General features: G+C 32.9%; 16 protein-coding genes. 5 read left to right on the forward strand and 11 right to left on the reverse strand.

Annotation, left to right across the window (positions count from 1 at the left end; genetic code table 11):
• Positions 1-57: 57 nt before the first annotated feature.
• The 4 genes from LUU93_RS17555 to LUU93_RS17570 form a co-directional block, all read right to left on the reverse strand.
• On the reverse strand, positions 58-606 hold the full coding sequence (locus LUU93_RS17555) for a HutD family protein (protein ID WP_232682467.1): 549 nt from the start codon (positions 604-606) through the stop codon (positions 58-60).
• A 119-nt stretch (positions 607-725) separates the two neighbouring features.
• Positions 726-1232, reverse strand: a complete 507-nt coding sequence (locus LUU93_RS17560; protein ID WP_232682468.1) for a GNAT family N-acetyltransferase — start codon at positions 1230-1232, stop codon at positions 726-728.
• Positions 1233-1364: 132 nt separating this feature from the next.
• Complete coding sequence (locus LUU93_RS17565) at positions 1365-2192, reverse strand: SMP-30/gluconolactonase/LRE family protein (RefSeq protein WP_232682469.1); 828 nt, start codon at positions 2190-2192, stop codon at positions 1365-1367.
• A gap of 24 nt (positions 2193-2216) precedes the next feature.
• Complete coding sequence (locus LUU93_RS17570) at positions 2217-2747, reverse strand: DinB family protein (RefSeq protein WP_232682470.1); 531 nt, start codon at positions 2745-2747, stop codon at positions 2217-2219.
• A 526-nt stretch (positions 2748-3273) separates the two neighbouring features.
• Between LUU93_RS17570 and LUU93_RS17575 the strand changes: the two genes are divergently transcribed.
• Positions 3274-3657 (forward strand): helix-turn-helix domain-containing protein, encoded by a 384-nt coding sequence (locus LUU93_RS17575; protein ID WP_232682471.1) that lies wholly within the window; start codon positions 3274-3276, stop codon positions 3655-3657.
• 96 nt (positions 3658-3753) lie between these two features.
• Here the strand turns inward: LUU93_RS17575 and LUU93_RS17580 are convergent, their stop codons facing one another.
• The 6 genes from LUU93_RS17580 to thrA form a co-directional block, all read right to left on the reverse strand.
• Positions 3754-4251, reverse strand: coding sequence for a TIR domain-containing protein (locus LUU93_RS17580; RefSeq protein WP_232682472.1), 498 nt, complete (start codon positions 4249-4251; stop codon positions 3754-3756).
• Between the two features lies 1 nt (position 4252).
• Positions 4253-4873, reverse strand: coding sequence for a hypothetical protein (locus tag LUU93_RS17585; protein ID WP_232682473.1), 621 nt, complete (start codon positions 4871-4873; stop codon positions 4253-4255).
• A 227-nt stretch (positions 4874-5100) separates the two neighbouring features.
• Entirely contained in the window at positions 5101-6147 is a 1047-nt protein-coding gene (locus tag LUU93_RS17590; protein WP_232682474.1) for a hypothetical protein, read from the reverse strand.
• 249 nt (positions 6148-6396) lie between these two features.
• Positions 6397-7686, reverse strand: a complete 1290-nt coding sequence (gene thrC, locus LUU93_RS17595; protein WP_232682475.1) for a threonine synthase — start codon at positions 7684-7686, stop codon at positions 6397-6399.
• Between the two features lie 361 nt (positions 7687-8047).
• Positions 8048-8971, reverse strand: a complete 924-nt coding sequence (locus LUU93_RS17600; protein ID WP_232682476.1) for a homoserine kinase — start codon at positions 8969-8971, stop codon at positions 8048-8050.
• A gap of 161 nt (positions 8972-9132) precedes the next feature.
• The gene (thrA, locus tag LUU93_RS17605) at positions 9133-11580 is read right to left on the reverse strand and encodes a bifunctional aspartate kinase/homoserine dehydrogenase I (protein WP_232682477.1); all 2448 of its coding nucleotides are present in this window, start codon (positions 11578-11580) and stop codon (positions 9133-9135) included.
• A 637-nt stretch (positions 11581-12217) separates the two neighbouring features.
• Here thrA and hutH point away from each other — a divergent pair.
• The 4 genes from hutH to LUU93_RS17625 all read left to right on the forward strand — a co-directional run bounded on the left by hutH (position 12218) and on the right by LUU93_RS17625 (position 16554).
• Positions 12218-13732 carry a histidine ammonia-lyase gene (hutH, locus tag LUU93_RS17610; protein WP_232682478.1) on the forward strand — a complete coding sequence of 505 codons (1515 nt, stop codon included), beginning with the start codon at positions 12218-12220 and terminating at the stop codon, positions 13730-13732.
• Positions 13733-13780: 48 nt separating this feature from the next.
• Complete coding sequence (locus tag LUU93_RS17615; protein WP_207296872.1) at positions 13781-14425, forward strand: DUF47 domain-containing protein; 645 nt, start codon at positions 13781-13783, stop codon at positions 14423-14425.
• Between the two features lie 30 nt (positions 14426-14455).
• Positions 14456-15799: an inorganic phosphate transporter gene (locus LUU93_RS17620; protein ID WP_232682479.1), complete on the forward strand. Its 1344-nt coding sequence runs from the start codon at positions 14456-14458 to the stop codon at positions 15797-15799.
• Between the two features lie 374 nt (positions 15800-16173).
• Positions 16174-16554, forward strand: coding sequence for a hypothetical protein (locus LUU93_RS17625; RefSeq protein WP_232682480.1), 381 nt, complete (start codon positions 16174-16176; stop codon positions 16552-16554).
• A gap of 7 nt (positions 16555-16561) precedes the next feature.
• On the opposite strand, the gene LUU93_RS17630 is transcribed toward LUU93_RS17625, so the two are convergent.
• Positions 16562-17080, reverse strand: a complete 519-nt coding sequence (locus LUU93_RS17630; protein ID WP_232682512.1) for a DUF421 domain-containing protein — start codon at positions 17078-17080, stop codon at positions 16562-16564.
• Positions 17081-17108: the final 28 nt, after the last annotated feature.

Consider the following 17108-nt stretch of genomic DNA (forward strand, 5'->3'; position numbering starts at 1 on the left):
TAGATTCAAAAAAACTTTGTACCGTTGTGCCATCGGGGCAAAACAACTTCGATTCTATTAAAAATCCAATATCCCAAATAGGCATTCATTAGAAAAATGAAGCATTATGTTTTCCTTTTTTTGATTTTCAATGACTAATAAATCATAAGGTTCCAGATCGTATGTTTTTTCATTAATTTTAATAATTGTTGTATGTAAAGAAAATAAAATCATTATTTGAGCATTACAATTCTGATTACTATTTGTTATTTCCAGTTTATGATGGCTTATTTTTTCAGAAACCATCCAATTAAAATCCATACCATTTGTATAAGAAGTCACTTTATCATCTGAATTAAATTCCATGATTTCATACTTCTCATATATTTTTCTTTCTTTGTTTACCTCAATATCCAAGCAGTTATCAAGCATAACTAAGTATCGGTAATAGCCCTTAAATTTGGTAAACTCAGAAGGCACTTTCTCTATTGCAGCACTGCTTATTCTAAATACAAAATCTCTATCAGTATAGTTTGCTGTTTTTGGATATATCATATATTCATATGTCAATCCGCCACTCCAAATAGAAGCTTTACTACTTTTTTTAGGTAAAAGCTGTATGTTCATTTATTGAATATTTTAATATGATTTCAAATTTCCAGATACATCTTAAATCCTGTTTAAATAAGCTTACATCACTTATAAAAAAAAACTTAGCGTCTTTGTGCCTTCGTGGCAAAAAAAACTTAAATCTTTTTCTCTAGAAATATAAACTCCAAAGGTTCTTCTGAAACTGTAATATGAATTTCGCTTTGAGGGAATGGTTCTCTTTCGCCCGTATCAACATAATCGTGACGTTTGTACCACGCAATAAGTTCTTCACGAACCGAAATAACCGTCATAATAATACCAGACAAACCAAGAGATTTAGCATGAATTTCGGCTTCAGCCAAAAGCTTTTTCCCGATTCCGCTATTTTGAAGTTCAGGAGAAACGGTCAGCATTCCTAAATACAATTGATGTCCTTTTTCAACCAATAAAACCGAACCAATAATTCTATCATTCTCCGTAAATTTCAGAATCATATTTTTTGGATCAAGGAAAATTTGGGTCATTTCCAGTTCGTCAGTTCTTTTTCCTTCTAGTAGATGGGCTTCGGTTGTCCAGCCTTTTTTAGAAGTTTCTCCTCTGTATGCTGAGTTTATTAAGGTTGTTAATGCAGGAATGTCTTGTAAAGTTGCTTTTGTAATCACGAGTAATATATTCTTGAGATTGATTTTTCAAAGATAAAAAAAGCTGCAAAATTGTAGTTGTAGCTTTTAGTTTATAATAAGTGGTTTTTAAAATAGATAGTTTAAAAGGAAAGACAGACTTTTATTATTGTTTTATCTAAGTGAATATGCTGCTATGGTTTTTTTGAAAAGAGAAGGCACATAGACTATTTTTTTCTCATTGTCGAGTCCTATATCCGCTGAGTAATATTCCTCTTTTCTGGTATCCGAAAGAATTTCTTTTGTGCCATCTTTATTTACATAATAAACAATTCCAGTCCAGCAACTCACAATAAACTCATTGTCTGCTATCGGCTCAATACCATCTGTATTTTCATCCATGCCTTCTGCCAAAAGTTGTTTAGTCTTTTTATCATTTATTTTGTATAATGATCCATTGTCTAAAAAATACAAATTATTATCGATAAATTTTAGACCATTTGGCTTGTTTAGGTTTTCTAAATAAACAGTTGCAATATCATTTTCTAGTTTGAAAATCTTACCAACTTTTGGATCAGACACATAAACAATTCCTTTTTTATCAATAGTTACATCATTTAATATTTTGGCATCATCAACGGTTATTTTTTTTAGTATTTTTTGTTGTTTTATATCTATAATTACAATTTCTGTAAGGTCGGCTACAAATAACTTATTCTTGAATTTTGCAATGCCTTTTGGAGCATTTAAACCTTGTATCCAATTTAAATTAATGATTTTCCCGTCGGGAGCTAATTTTCCTATGCTTCCTTTTCCGTCACGTTCAGCCGGTGAGCCATCCATTAAAGAGGTGTATAAAATCTGATCTGTTTTGTCATATAATACCGATTCAGGAATTGGCAAAATACTATCAGTTATCCAGATTCTATTTAAAGAATGTTGAGCAATACTCGAAAAACTTATTATAAATAGCAATAAAATATAAAAAATATTTTTTTTCATTTTGATTGGTTTTAGATTTCTTTTCTACAAATAGTTTTCTTTGATAAAATTAAAATGATGAAGTTCGTGTCCTGCAATATGATAAGCCAATGCTCTGACGGTTGCATCATTCGCAGTCCCGGTACCATGTCCCATTCTGTCAAATGCTTCTTCGGGAAGTCCATTAAAAAGGGCAATTGTAGAATTTCTTACAGCTTCATATTCTTCAAAAATATTATCTAAATCCCGTTTATCTGCTCCAGAATAAATAGCATAAGAATCCTGGTCAAACCCAATTAAGTTTAGTTTTTCATTTCTTGCAAATCTCAATGCGCGATAAGAAAAAATTCTCTCGTCATCAATGATATGCACTAATATTTCTTTAATACTCCATTTACTTTCTTCATAACGATGTAATAATTTTTCTTTGGGTAAAGAATATATGAAGTCTTTTATCATCAAAAAATTATCTTTTAGATGTTTTAAAATCAAGCCATCATCAGATAATAGTTTCATATACATTTCGGCATATTCAGGGTATTCACCTTTTTTTGCTTTTGTAATTAATTTCATCATTAATTTATTTTTGATGTTTTATGGGGGCCAAAAAACAAAATATAAACAGGGATAAAAATAACTTATTTTATTTAGTTCAAACTTAATGATTTCACTTATAGAAATCTAATAATGAAATTTATTTTTATGAAAAAAGCTGCAAAATTTATAGTTATAGTATGCGAAGTCGGGAGACTTCGCGCAGCGACTACGATTCTTGATAAAGAACACTTTGTGGAGCAGGAGGACTGTGTTTTATAAAAATTGAATTGCCTCCGGCTTTAGCTGGAGGGACAAAGTTAGAGTAGAAAATGGCTTTAGCCTAATCTTTTGTGTATTTTGGCTAAAGCCTTTTATTGTGCAAAACAAAACCCCCAGCTAAAGCTGGAGGCAATTGATTTTAATATTGTGCGCAAATATTGGTTTATTTAATTGTAAGTTTGATAAACAGTAGTTTATATTAATAATAAAAAGCGTATCTTACAAAAACAGTTTTGTTTTTTACCGAAATTAATTTTCGTTTAAGAATTTTAAATATCTTTGAATTATGAGTACAGCAATAAAACCAAAACATATCGGCAGAAATATAAGCCGTATCAGAGAGCTTAAAGATATGAAACAGGAAGCACTGGCACAGGCTATAGGAACAAATCAGCAGACAATTTCGGCTATTGAAAACAGCGAAACTGTAGATGAACAAAAACTTATTGAGATCGCAAATGCTCTTGGAGTTTCTGTTGAAGCAATTAAAAACTTTTCGGAAGAAGCGGTTTTTAATATTATTGGAAATACTTTTCAAGATCAAAGTGCAATTTACAATTGCAATTGTACTTTTAATCCTTTAGATAAAGTTGTTGAACTTTACGAACGTTTGGTGCAAGCTGAAAAAGATAAAGTGGAGTATTTGGAGAAATTATTGAACGGGAAATAACGTTTTTAAACGTATATTAAATAAAAAAGAGATCTTAATTTTAAGATCTCTTTTTTTTATGCTCAATTGCTAACGCGAGCGTTCCAAGAGTGTTGCTTAAAGGCTAAAATATAAACTGTCTTTATAAGAATACGGTCCAGTTTCATTTGCTTTTCTGTGAGATAAATGACTGGCTGGCCAATTATTTAAAGCATGATCCATAATTTTTTGTCCAAATGAAATATGAATTGCGAGCTTATCTTTTAAAATCGGAGGACAATATAATGGATCCATTTGCTTTGTTCCATTAAGATTTACTGCAACAATTGGGATATTATTTTCAATTGCCCATTCGATTTCCCAGCGAACATATTTGTATAGATTAGCACTTTTTTTTCCAATAAGAACGACAAGTACTTTCGTGTTTTGCAAACGTTCTCTAAGTTTTGCTTTTATTGTTGTTTCTGAGCTTCCATCACGCAAATTATTTATTTCATGCGCGTTGTAGAAATTAAATTCAATTTTGTCATTTTCTTTCCAAGCTGTCATAAGTCTGTAGTAATGAATGTCGCTATCTGCATCAAAGCAGACGTAAGTTTTGTTAGTATAAGCCATTTTATCTTGTTGAATTAGTTTGTGGAAGAGATTTACCTAATATTAAAGTTAGAAATATAAAACTTATGATTAATTGAAGAATTGTAATGTCAACTCCAATCTCTGTTTGTGGTTTTACATATTCGTAATTCGCGGTTAGTGAGTTTGCAAAGCTAAACCACAAAGCTTTTGCGTTTGTTGAACTGCTATTAGACCAGTTGAAATCGCTAACATAAGGAAATCTAATTAGATAAGCGAAGCATAAATTTGAAAATCCAATTGAAAGCATTAAAGTTATGAATCGTCTTCTAACTCTGTCAATCAGAAATCCGTCAGTGCTCATAGAGTCTTTATGCCATACATGATAATAAAAATAAGTGTATAGGTTGGAATATATTAAGTACCATATAAAAATCGTATAAAAAGTATTCAGCACTTCGTTTTGCAAAAGATAGATTACCAAAATCCATTTTAATATTATAAATAAATCAACAGCAAACCTTTTAGCGGTATTCTTTTTGTCATTACTACGATTTCTTGCAAATAGTTTTACTGCTAGATATTTAAATAACTCTACTAATGAAATATATTTTAAATTTTCTAAAATAATGTTTAGGATGAAAAAAATTGGTCCGTTCTTCATATTTTGGTTGTTTAATATTGCTTCTATATACAAGAAAGAAACTTTCATTTATTGACCCAAATTAGTCTGAATTAGCGAAAGTTAATTACGTTTTCTTATTTTTAAATATTTTTGTTTTCCTTGTGAGTTTTTAAAAATTTAAGATGAATAAAGGAAGTTGAACCTGTATTTGTCGTTTTCAAGAATGCAAAAACAGCAGCAATAACAATAAAAAATTATTACCCTTGCTAGCGGGGAGCAGTATCTTTAATTGATTGTGCAATATACTCATAAAGTTCATATTCTTTTTCATTTTTCCAATCACAAATTAGTCCTTTTATCTTAAATTTTTTATTAAAATTCCTGCATAGTATTACCAAATTATTGAATTTGTCATAGAATGTAATATTTGCAACTAAATTTCCATCAACCACAAAAATCCTAATTTGATGTGAATCTTCTGGAAATTTAAGTGTAGAAGTTTTGTTTGGATGCAGAATGTATACAAATTCATTTTTACCACCATTAACAATCCAATCTCTTAATGTATTGAATTTCGAATTTAGGACGAAATCTTTCCCTGAACAAAAGGCTAAAAAATTAAAAGCAATTTTCGCACAGCATCTGTAATAATTCGAATCTACTTTAGCTGATTGGTGAGTTCTGACTTGAGAACTTATTAATAGAGGATTAATTGAGTTATTTAAAGTATTGGAAATTTCATTTACTAAAGTTTGTGTGAAAGGATTGGTTTTACCATCGTAACTTGCTATAAAGCATGAATAATTTTCTTCAATTCCGCTTTTAATTCCCAAAATAAATTTATGCTTTTCAAGCGCTTCAAATTTAATAAATCTAGTTTTTAAGTTTTTGGCTTTTGATATATTCTCGGAAAAATTTTTTAATTCGTCTTCAGAATTTTCTTTTGGAAAATTGAAAATAACTTCTCCAGTTATTTGATTAAATATTACATGAGGAATTTCAAATGGCTTACTCATTTGAATATAACCAAGCGAAAAAGATTCTCCGTTCGTAGGTTCGCTAAAAACTGAAATTTTAGACTTTGTTTCTTTTTTGGGATTTAGACTTCCTCTTTTACCAGGTCCAGAAATTTGTCTAGGAAGTGAAATGATTGATGATCGTAAAAACTCTTGTTCACATTTAGAAATTATATTATTGAATTCATCGCTGACATATCCTAAAGGCAACTTAAGTTTTCCTCCTAAGCCAGCTGAAATAATATGCTCGGCATTCTTATAGCTTAATTTTTCTTTCGATGTTAGATAGATACACATATTTGGAGGTTTTTAGATATTGCCCATAACTCGTTTATAACCGAAACAAACCCTCAAATATACACCTAAATTAGGATAGATAAGAAAGCGTTGTTGCGTTTTCTTGTTTTTCAAATATATTTGTTTTTCTTGCCAATCTTTGAAATTTTATAGCGAATGACAGAAACCGAATCCTATGTTATGATGATTAGTAAAGAAAAAGGCTGAAAAACAAATTCCAGCCATTTTTTATATTGATAATAAATTGAATTACTCTAAAAACACCTTCAACTCCTCATAAGTCTTAATCTTCACACTAACTTTCTCCTCATTAATAACACTCTCAATTTGAGTTGGAATCGGAAGTGTAATTCCTAAAGCAGGTTCAACAACATCTAAGAACTTAATAGGATGCGCCGTTTCTAAGAAAACACCAATTGCATTGCTATGTTTCTCCAATTCTTTTTTCAAACCTAAATAACCAACAGCGCCGTGCGGTTCTGCGATATAACCATCTGTGTTATAGATTTTCTTTAGAGCAACTAATGTTTCTTTATCAGTATAACTATAAGAAGAAAAGTCTTTTTCGAACGCTTTTAAGTCATTGTTGTACAATTCCTGAATTCTAATAAAGTTGCTTGGGTTTCCAACGTCCATTGCGTTAGAGATTGTTGCTTTAGAAGGTTTTGGATCATATTTTCCGTTTTCTAAGAATCTTGGCACTGTGTCGTTTACGTTTGTAGACGCTACAAAATGCTCAATTGGCAAACCTAATTTTTTTGCCATAATTCCGGCGCAGATATTTCCGAAGTTTCCGCTTGGACAAGAGAAAACTAATGGTTTGTTTTGGTTTTTCAATGCTTTGTAAGCAAAGAAGAAATAGAACATTTGCGGTAACCAGCGCGCAATATTAATAGAGTTTGCAGAAGTCAGGTTTTTGTGCGCTAAAGTTTCATCTAAAAACGCTTTTTTCACCATATCCTGACAATCGTCAAAAACACCGTCAACTTCTAGTGCTTTAATGTTTTGTCCTAAAGTAGTCAATTGTTTTTCCTGAATATCGCTCACTTTTCCTGACGGATATAAAATGACAACATCAACGCCGTCAACGCCTAGAAATCCGCTTGCAACGGCTCCGCCCGTATCTCCGGAAGTCGCTACTAAAACGGTGTTTTTAGCGTCTTTTTTGTCTTTATTGAAATAACCCAAACAACGTGACATAAAACGCGCTCCAACGTCTTTAAATGCCATTGTAGGACCGTGGAATAATTCTAATGAATAAATTCCGTCTTCGACTTTCACAACCGGAAAATCAAAAACTAAAGTTTCGGCAATGATTTCTTTTAATGTTGAAGCCGGGATTTCATCGCCAACGAATTGTTTTATCGCTTCATACGCAATTTCTTCATTACTAAAACTTCCGATTTTATCAAAAAATGACGGATCTAAAGCCGTGATGTTTTCTGGAAAATATAATCCTTTATCACTCGCTAATCCTTGTATAACAGCTTCTTGGAAAGAAACTTTTGGGGCATTATGGTTTAAACTGTAGTATTTCATTGGTTGTTTTTTATTTAACCGCAAAGAACGCAAGGAATTAGTTTCTTTTGAAAACGCAATGTTCGCAAAGCTTTGTGGCAATATTTTTTATTTCAATTATATGTTAGTTCTGTCAGGCAGAGCGAAGTCGAAGCCCCGCACAGTATGGCAAGTTTAGTTTGTCATTTCGAGGAACGAGAAATCACACTCGAAACTCCGTACAGATATTCGCCAATCTTTGTCGACAAACTAGTGCGATTTCTCGTTCCTCGAAATGACAAACGTTGTGTCTTTACTTTGCGCGGGCTTCTCCCGAAGCCTCGGGATCGCTCAGTCTGACAAACTTTGTCTTAATACTTAATTCTTCGTACTTAATACTTTTCTACAAAATCCTAACTCCATCAGGATTAATTTTCGAAACGTGAATTTCATATGGCAAATTCATTTTTTCGTAAACGTCGCTCATGGCTTTTGCGATTTGATCGGCGGTATTTTTTCCTCTGCTTAAAGCGAAAATTGATGGGCCAGAACCTGAAATTCCAGAACCTAAAGCACCATTTTCATAAGCCGTTTGTTTGATTTGATCGAATCCCGGAATTAAAACGCTTCTTAAAGGCTCTACGATTTCGTCATGAAGCGAACGCCCGATCAATTCGTAATCTTTAGTGTAAAGACCTGCAACCAATCCGCCTACATTTCCCCATTGCATGATGGCGCTTTTTAGAGAAACGTTTTGTTTTAAAACCGAACGAGCATCAGATGTTTTCAACTCAATTTGCGGGTGAACAACCGTTGCGTACAATTCCTCAGGACTGTCAATTCTGATAATATCAAGCGGCGCATAACTTCTTACCAAAGTAAATCCGCCTAAAAGGGCAGGAGCAACGTTGTCGGCGTGAGCGTTTCCGCTGGCTAATTTCTCGCCCTGCATCGCAAACTGAACCAAATCTTTACGAGAATAAGGTCTTCCTAATAATTCATTAATTCCGAAAACCGCTCCCGCAGAACTTGCAGCACTGCTTCCGATTCCGCTTCCGGCTTTGATATTTTTATAAATTTCGATTTCGAATCCAAAATCCAGTTCATCTAAAGTTTCAAGCATTGCCAAAGCTGCAACTCCAGAAACGTTTTTCTCGGTTTCCAAAGGCAAATCGGCACCCACAATTTTAGTGATTCGAACTCCTTTTTGATCGACTTTTCGAACAATCATTTCATCGCCTGCATTGTCTAAGCAAAGTCCAAGTACGTCAAATCCGCATGAGAGGTTTGCAATAGTTGCCGGGCAAAATAGTTTTATTTCTTTCATTTCTGGTTGGTTTTGCCACGAAGGCACAAAGTCACAAAGTTTTATTTTTTTAATGCTTTGGTCTTTTCGCCATGAAGGCGCTAAGCCACAAATATTTTTTTATTTTTTGCGCTAAGTCTCAAAGAAAAACTTAAAAACTTAGCGTCTTAGTGCCTTAGCGGCTAAACATTCCCAATACGAATAACGTCAGCAAAAATTCCTGATGCTGTTACTGCGGCTCCGGCTCCGGCTCCTTTGATTAATAAAGGCTGATCTACATAACGATCTGTGTAGAAAAGCACAATATTGTCTTTTCCTTCCAGGTTGTAGAAAGGATGATCTTTTGGAATGAATTGCAGACCAACGCTTGCTTTTCCGTTTTCGAATTGCGCTACGTATTTCAATCTTGAATCTTTGGCTAAAGCTTCTTTATAAATACCTTCAAAATGAGAAGCGTGTTTGATTAACGATGCAAAGAAATCTTCATTGTTTGTTGTTGCTAAACATTCTGCTGGCAAGAAAGATTCATTTGCAATGGCATCAATATCCATTTCGTAACCGCTTTCGCGAATTAAGATTAGGATTTTACGAGCAACGTCAATTCCGCTTAAGTCGATTTTTGGATCTGGTTCTGTGAAACCTTGAACTCCAGCTTCTTTTACCACATCGTGGAAAGAATTGTTTTCGTCAAAATTGTTGAAGATAAAGTTCAAGCTTCCAGATAAAACCGCCTGAATTTTATGCACTTTATCACCAGATGCAATAAGGTTTTTTACAGTATCAATAATTGGCAATCCCGCACCAACATTCGTTTCAAACAAGAAAGGAGCATTGTATTGGCGAGATAAGCTTTTTAATTTTTTATAGTTGTCGTAAGCAGATGAACAAGCAATTTTGTTGCAAGTTACAACGGCAATACTTTGTTTTAAGAATTGCTCGTATGTTTCAGAAACGCTTGCATTTGCTGTAATATCAACAAAAATACTGTTACGTAAATTTAGTTCTTTTGCTCTTGCGATAAATTCTTCTTTGCTGGCAGTTTCTCCTTTATCTAAATCGGCCTGCCATTCTTTTAATGAAATTCCGTCTTCATCAAAAAGCATTTTTCTTGAATTTGATAAAGCAATTACGCGGACATTAATTTTTAAATTATCTTTTAAGAATTTCTTCTGGCTGTGGATTTGCTCGATGAATTTTTCGCCCACATTTCCAACTCCCATTACAAATAAATTGAGCTGTTTTGTGTTTTCTTCAAAGAAATTTTCGTGTAAAGTATTCAATGCTTTTTTAACGTCTCTTTCGTTAATTACAGTCGAGATATTTCTTTCTGAAGCACCTTGCGCGATTGCACGAATGTTTACGTTGTTTTTTCCTAAAGTGCTGAACATTCTTCCGCTTAAACCCTGATGATTTTTCATGTTTTCACCCACCAAAGCAATAATGCAAAGGTCTTTTTCTACGTAACAAGGATCGATTTTGTTTTGTGCAATTTCGATTTCAAAAGCTTTGTTAATCGCAGCTTCGGCATTATCAGCATCAGAATTTAAAATTCCGATACAAATTGAATGTTCAGAAGAAGCCTGAGTAATAAAAATTACATTGATTTTTTCCTGAGACAATACTTCAAACAAACGTCTTGAAGAACCTGCAACACCAATCATTCCAGGGCCTTCAAGTGTCAGCAGCGAAATATGATCGATATGGCTGATTCCTTTTACAACGGTATCTTTTGATACAACAGTATCAGAAATTAAAGTCCCCTCAGCCTCCGGTTCAAAAGTATTTTTGATCAGGATAGGAATGTTTTTTCTTAAAACCGGCTGAATTGTTGGCGGATACAAAACTTTGGCACCAAAATGCGACAATTCCATCGCTTCCTGATATGAAATGTTCGCAATTGGACGTGCTTGTTTTACGATTTTTGGGTTTGCTGTAAACATTCCATTTACATCTGTCCAGATTTCCAGTTGTTCCGCATCGATTGCTCCTGCAATAATTGCCGCAGTATAATCAGATCCGCCGCGTCCTAAAGTCGAAGTAATCCCGTCTAAAGTCTGCGCAATAAAACCTGGAAGAATATTGATTTTTGATTGATTCGAGGCAAAATATTCCTGAATCAATCGGTTTGAAATTTCGAAATTAACAGCTGCTTTTCCAAAATCAGCATTTGTTTTAATTAACTCGCGGCTGTCTTTATAAACCGCATTTTTTTCAGTTTGCTGAAACGCCTGCGCGATGATATAAGACGAAAGCAATTCTCCAAAACTTAAAATAGTATCGGCAGTTCTTGGTGATAATTCGCCTAAAAGGAAACAACCGTCTAATAAAGTTTCAAGATGATTGATAATTCTTTTTACATGACTTAACAAACTGCTTTGCTCACTTACGGGAATGAGTTCTTTAAGTGTGTCAAGGTGTTTTTTCTCGATTTCAGCAACAATATCTCTAAAGCCTTCGTCGTTTGCTGCTGCTTTTGCCGCTGCTAATTGTAGTAAATCAGTTACTTTACTAAGTGCAGAAACTACAACTACTAATTTGTCATTTTTAGCTTTTTGATTAACAATTTCGAGAACGAGTTTTATATTTTGAGCATTGGCAACCGAAGTTCCGCCAAATTTTAATACTTTCATTTTTGATATTTTTATTTCTTTGAATGCAATAGTTTTTATGTATCCATTACCTTTCTTCTTTTGCGAAAAAAGTATAGATAATCTGGATTATATGTAAAAATGTATACCCCTAAGGGGTAGTAGTTGTTGTAGTAGAAATTGTTGCAGCAGCAATTGCAACTCCTGTTTGAGTTGTCATTGTAGATTGATATTTTGCGCTGTTATGTTTCATTTTTGATTTTCCAAAAGTACAGATTTTTATACGAGTTAAAAACTTTGAAGGCTTTTTTACGAATATTTTAATAATTTAAATCCTTAGAATTCAATATTGAGCTTTTGTTAAAATTAAATATGTTAAGTTGAAGTTTTGATATATTTCAAGTTCTGATTTTAAGAAATAAACCAAGAGAAGGAATTGATTTTTGATTAAAATATTTCAGAAACATACACTTTTTTAAATTCTCTATTAAGATTTGATACAAAATTCTAAGGCTTTAAGTTAAAAACATTTTTAATTATCACATCAATTTTGTATGATTAATATTGTGAAATAAATAAAAGTGAGAAACAGGTTATATTGAAATTTTAATTATTGTGATAAAATGTTGCTTTTTAATATTGATTTGTTGAATTTTGACATCTTAAATTAAAAATTGTCATGAGAGAAATCCATTATATAAGCACTGAAACCATAACATTAGAAACCCTGCACGAGATTTTAGCAAATGATAAAATGCTTGAATTATCTGAAGAAGCTAAAGTAAATGTTCAAAAATGCCGTGATTATTTAGATAAAAAAATGGCATCGCATACAGCACCAATTTATGGAATCAATACAGGTTTTGGATCACTTTACAGTGTAAAAATCTCAAATGAAAACTTATCTAAACTTCAGGAAAATTTAGTAAAATCCCACGCCTGCGGAACGGGAGAAGAAGTTCCGTTAGAAATTGTAAAAATGATGCTTTTGCTTAAAATCCAATCTTTAAGCTACGGACACTCTGGAATACAACTGCAGACTTTAAGCCGTTTGGTTGATTTTTACAATAATGATATTTTACCTGTAATTTATAATCAGGGGTCACTTGGGGCTTCTGGAGATTTAGCGCCTTTGGCACATTTATCTTTACCTTTATTAGGAGAAGGAGAAGTTTATTTTGAAGGAAAAAAAATGGTTTCTGCCGAAGTTTTAAAACATTTTAAATGGGAACCAATTGTTTTACAGTCAAAAGAAGGTTTGGCTTTGTTAAACGGAACGCAGTTTATGAGCGCTTATGGAGCTCACATTTTAATTAAAGCATATAAATATTCGTATTTGGCAGATTTAATTGGAACTATTTCCTTAGAAGGTTTTGATGGCAGAATTGAGCCATTCAACGAATTGATACATTATATACGCCCGCACAAAGGACAGATTGTAACGGCACAACGCATCACAGAATTTTTAGATGGGAGTGAAATTATCGCTCAGGAAAAGAAACATGTACAGGATCCGTACTCTTTCCGTTGTATGCCTCAGGTTCATGGTGCTTCAAAAGATGCGATTGATTACGTTAGAAAAGTATTTAAGACGGAAATTAATTCAGTTACCGATAATCCAAATATATTTATTGAAGCCGATCAGATTATTTCAGGAGGAAATTTCCACGGACAGCCTTTAGCTTTGGCTTTAGATTTTATGGCAATTGCTTTGGCAGAATTAGGAAGTATCTCTGAAAGAAGAACCTATCAGTTAATTTCTGGATTGCGTAATCTTCCGGCATTTTTAGTTGATAATCCGGGATTGAATTCTGGTTTTATGATACCGCAGTATACTGCGGCGAGTATTGCAAGTCAAAACAAACAATTGGCAGTGCCGTCGAGTATTGACAGTATTGTTTCGAGCAACGGTCAGGAAGACCATGTGAGTATGGGAGCAAACGGGGCGACAAAAGCCTTACGGGTTTTAGATAATTTAGAGCGTATTTTGGCAATTGAATTATTAAATGCATCTCAGGCAATTGCTTACAGAGAGCCGCTAAAATCAAGTGATTTTATCGAAATGTTTTTAAATAGTTATAGAGAAGTTGTTCCGTTGGTTAAGGAAGACAGAATCTTGCATTATGATATTGAAAATACCGTTTCATTCCTGGGTAGTTTCCAAATAGAAAACGATTTGTTAACAATGGCTTAACATTGTAAAATATTATTGAAGTAATTTTGCCGTATCAAAAATATAAAAATGTCAATAAACAGTATTTTCCAATTTTTAGTGCCGAAAGACAAGAAATTCTTTCCACTTTTTGAAGAAGCTTCAAGCAATTTAATTGAACTAGCTTCTAATTTACACGAAGCGGTTAACCTTCCATTAAAAGAAAGAGAAATTCTTTTTCAAAAGATTGACGAATTAGAACAAAAAGGGGAGGACATTACCCGTCAGACCAATTTGGAATTGAGCAGAAACTTTATCACTCCATTTGACAGAGAGGATATCCATACATTAATTACTTCTATTGATAACGTTGCTGATTACCTTCACGGTGCAGCAAGCCGTATGAGATTGTATCAGGTTGATAAGATTACAAAATCTATCAGAAAGATGACAGAAATTAACCTTGAAGCTTGTCAAAACATTGACAGTGCTGTGAAAGAGTTAAGAAACTTAAAGAATTTTAAAATCATTAAAGATGCTTGCGCCAGAATTAACAAACTGGAAAATAAATCTGATAATGTATATAACAAAGCAGTTTTTGAAATTTTTGAAAACGAAACAGACGCTAAAAATATTATTAAATATAAAGAAGTGTTATCTGTTTTAGAATCAGCAACAGACAAATGTAAGAGTGTTGCGAACATACTAGAATCTATTTCTGTAAAACATTCTTAATTCAATTTTTCATTCTGAAGTTATAATTTTATGACGCTACTTTTATTAATTATAGTATTAGCTTTAATTTTTGATTACATCAATGGTTTTCATGATGCGGCAAATGCTATAGCGACTGTTGTTGCAACAAAGGTTTTAACGCCTTTTCAGGCCGTTCTTTGGGCAGCATTTTTTAACTTTTTAGCTTATTGGGTTTTCGGATTTGGTGTTGCAGATACTGTTGCTAAAACAGCGCACACAATGGAAATTAACCTTGTAGTAATTCTTGCAGGAGTAATTGCGGCTATCTGCTGGAATTTATTGACTTGGTGGTTAGGGATTCCTTCAAGTTCTTCTCATACTTTAATTGGAGGTTTTGCCGGTGCGGCTGTTGCGCATGCTATTGCAGTTCATGGTTTTTCTGGTTATGTTGGAGAAGATGGGGCAACACATTATTGGTATCAAATTGTAAGCTGGTATAAGGCTGGAAAAGATGGTGCAATGCCTTCTGGAGTTCTTATCATTATTGCTTTTATAGTTTTAGCACCTTTATTAGGGGCTTTAGCATCTTATTTAATTTCAATTTGGTTATTAAATGCTTCTCGTAAAAGTATTTGGCCTAAAATATTTACTGCTGCCTTAATGATAGCTACAGTTTGGTTTGTATATACTCAAATGGTTCCTTACGAAGAAATTATAGAGCATGGAAAACCGCGTTTTGATTCTCATTTTTGGAGTGTAGCTTTTGATGCTCATAATATTAAATGGTTTTTAGTAGCCTTTATTATCTTAACTGTAAGTGCATTTTGTTTGATATTTAGCAGTTTAAATCTTCATCAGGCCGATGCTGCTTTGAAAAAAATGCAATTATTATCTTCTGCGGCTTTTAGTTTAGGTCACGGAGGAAATGATTCTCAAAAAGTAATGGGTATTATTGCTGCTGCTGTAGCGGTTTATATTAATACAAATCCTGGAGTTCACATGGATTCTTGGTTAGATGTTGTGTTGCCAAATGATGATTTGGGAATAAAAGGGGTAATGCCGGGATGGATTCCGTTAGCTTGTTATTCTGCAATTGCAGCGGGAACTTTAAGCGGTGGATGGAAAATTGTAAAAACAATGGGATCTAAAATCACCAAAGTAAGTTCGTTTGAAGGTGTTGCTGCTGAAACTGCTGGAGCTTTAACGCTTTATTTTACAGAGCATTTAAAAATTCCGGTAAGTACAACGCATACTATTACAGGATCTATTATTGGTGTTGGATTAACAAAACGTGTTTCTGCAGTTCGCTGGGGAGTTACGGTAAGCTTGGTTTGGGCTTGGATTCTAACTATTCCAATTTCAGCAATATTAGCAGGTTTAGTGTATTTTGTACTAAGTTTGTTTATTTCGTAAAATGATTAATGTGAAATGTAAATCGCATTTTGTCAATATAATATTAAAAGCCGGTTTCAATTGAAGCCGGCTTTTTTATTGCTGTTAACTTATAAATGAAAAAATGTCTGTAAATGATGTTTTTTAAATTTATAGCAGTCATCCTTTACTATTTTATAAATTGATCTTTGCAGGATTATCTAACCTGTAAATTCATTGTCTAAAGTATAGAAATAGATTGAAATGAGTTTGAAAACTGCTAATTACAATTGATATATATCTTCAAAAAAAATAAACTTTCACCGCTATTTTTTCTATTTGCATTTTTTTTACTTTTCTCCTGTAAAGGTGACGATGATGTAAGGATGATTAGTTTAAAAATAGACCGAAAAAAAGTGACCAGCAATCCAAATGAGGAATCAGATATAATTTCATGCTTTATAAAAGAATCTGTTGGTAAATCTTTAAAAGGGATTGATACCAATAAACTAAAATATTATACGGTAGAAAGAAACGATACTATTTTAGTAATCGCCAAGGTTACTGATATGATTGGAATTCAAAAGGCTTCACGAAAAAAAATGTTATTTGCAATACAAGATTGTTTAGCTTCCTCTGAAAGATATTATATGAAAAAGGTTTATATTGATGTAGAAGGAAACTTTAGTACACTATTGGTAAAAACGCCTATGAAATATGATTTAGATGGCAGGTTTGCCAATGAAGAATTGCTTTTGTCATTTTATGGTAAATCAAAAATTCCTTTTAAGAAATAATTTTTTTCTAAAACTTCTGAAGGTTTTTGCGATTATGCTTACGCTTATAATGTGTTTGTTTTAGTTTTTCCTGATCCTTAGAAATTATGCTGATTGTGCCGTCAATCTCTAACATTGCCAATTTTACATTTTTAAAAAATTCGATTCCGTGCTCTCTCATGGCTTCTTTTAATTCTTCATCAGAAATATCTAACTTACTTAAAGCCTTAAAATCTAGTTTTCCATCGTGAATTAATACTTCGGGTTTGTCTAATAACAGATCGCCAAAAACCTTATATCTGCGAGTTAATTTTTTAATAATAAAATTGATTACAAATAAAACTAATGCGGCAACTAAACCCCCGGTAAGACTGGTGTCTGATCCTACCATTGCATTTTGAACGGAGTTACTAATTAGTAAAATCAGAATAATGTCTGCAGTATTTAATTGTGAAAGTTCTTTTTTTCCGAAAATGCGCAAGGCAATTGTCATAAAAAAATATACAGCAACGCTTCGTAAAATAATGTCTAAATAAGGAAAAACCATCATTTTAAATTGTTTAGGTTAAAAAAAA

Origin of the sequence: Flavobacterium soyae, from assembly GCF_021245985.1 — a bacterium.
Lineage (GTDB): Bacteria > Bacteroidota > Bacteroidia > Flavobacteriales > Flavobacteriaceae > Flavobacterium > Flavobacterium soyae.

Coding starts and splice junctions, on each gene's coding strand:
- LUU93_RS17555 (WP_232682467.1), bottom strand. CDS start 606: ATGAACATACAGCTTTTACCTAAAAAAAGTAGTAAAGCTTCTATTTGG.
- LUU93_RS17565 (WP_232682469.1), bottom strand. CDS start 2,192: ATGAAAAAAAATATTTTTTATATTTTATTGCTATTTATAATAAGTTTT.
- LUU93_RS17570 (WP_232682470.1), bottom strand. CDS start 2,747: ATGATGAAATTAATTACAAAAGCAAAAAAAGGTGAATACCCTGAATAT.
- LUU93_RS17575 (WP_232682471.1), top strand. CDS start 3,274: ATGAGTACAGCAATAAAACCAAAACATATCGGCAGAAATATAAGCCGT.
- LUU93_RS17580 (WP_232682472.1), bottom strand. CDS start 4,251: ATGGCTTATACTAACAAAACTTACGTCTGCTTTGATGCAGATAGCGAC.
- LUU93_RS17585 (WP_232682473.1), bottom strand. CDS start 4,873: ATGAAGAACGGACCAATTTTTTTCATCCTAAACATTATTTTAGAAAAT.
- LUU93_RS17590 (WP_232682474.1), bottom strand. CDS start 6,147: ATGTGTATCTATCTAACATCGAAAGAAAAATTAAGCTATAAGAATGCC.
- thrC (WP_232682475.1), bottom strand. CDS start 7,686: ATGAAATACTACAGTTTAAACCATAATGCCCCAAAAGTTTCTTTCCAA.
- LUU93_RS17600 (WP_232682476.1), bottom strand. CDS start 8,971: ATGAAAGAAATAAAACTATTTTGCCCGGCAACTATTGCAAACCTCTCA.
- thrA (WP_232682477.1), bottom strand. CDS start 11,580: ATGAAAGTATTAAAATTTGGCGGAACTTCGGTTGCCAATGCTCAAAAT.
- hutH (WP_232682478.1), top strand. CDS start 12,218: ATGAGAGAAATCCATTATATAAGCACTGAAACCATAACATTAGAAACC.
- LUU93_RS17615 (WP_207296872.1), top strand. CDS start 13,781: ATGTCAATAAACAGTATTTTCCAATTTTTAGTGCCGAAAGACAAGAAA.
- LUU93_RS17620 (WP_232682479.1), top strand. CDS start 14,456: ATGACGCTACTTTTATTAATTATAGTATTAGCTTTAATTTTTGATTAC.
- LUU93_RS17630 (WP_232682512.1), bottom strand. CDS start 17,080: ATGGTTTTTCCTTATTTAGACATTATTTTACGAAGCGTTGCTGTATAT.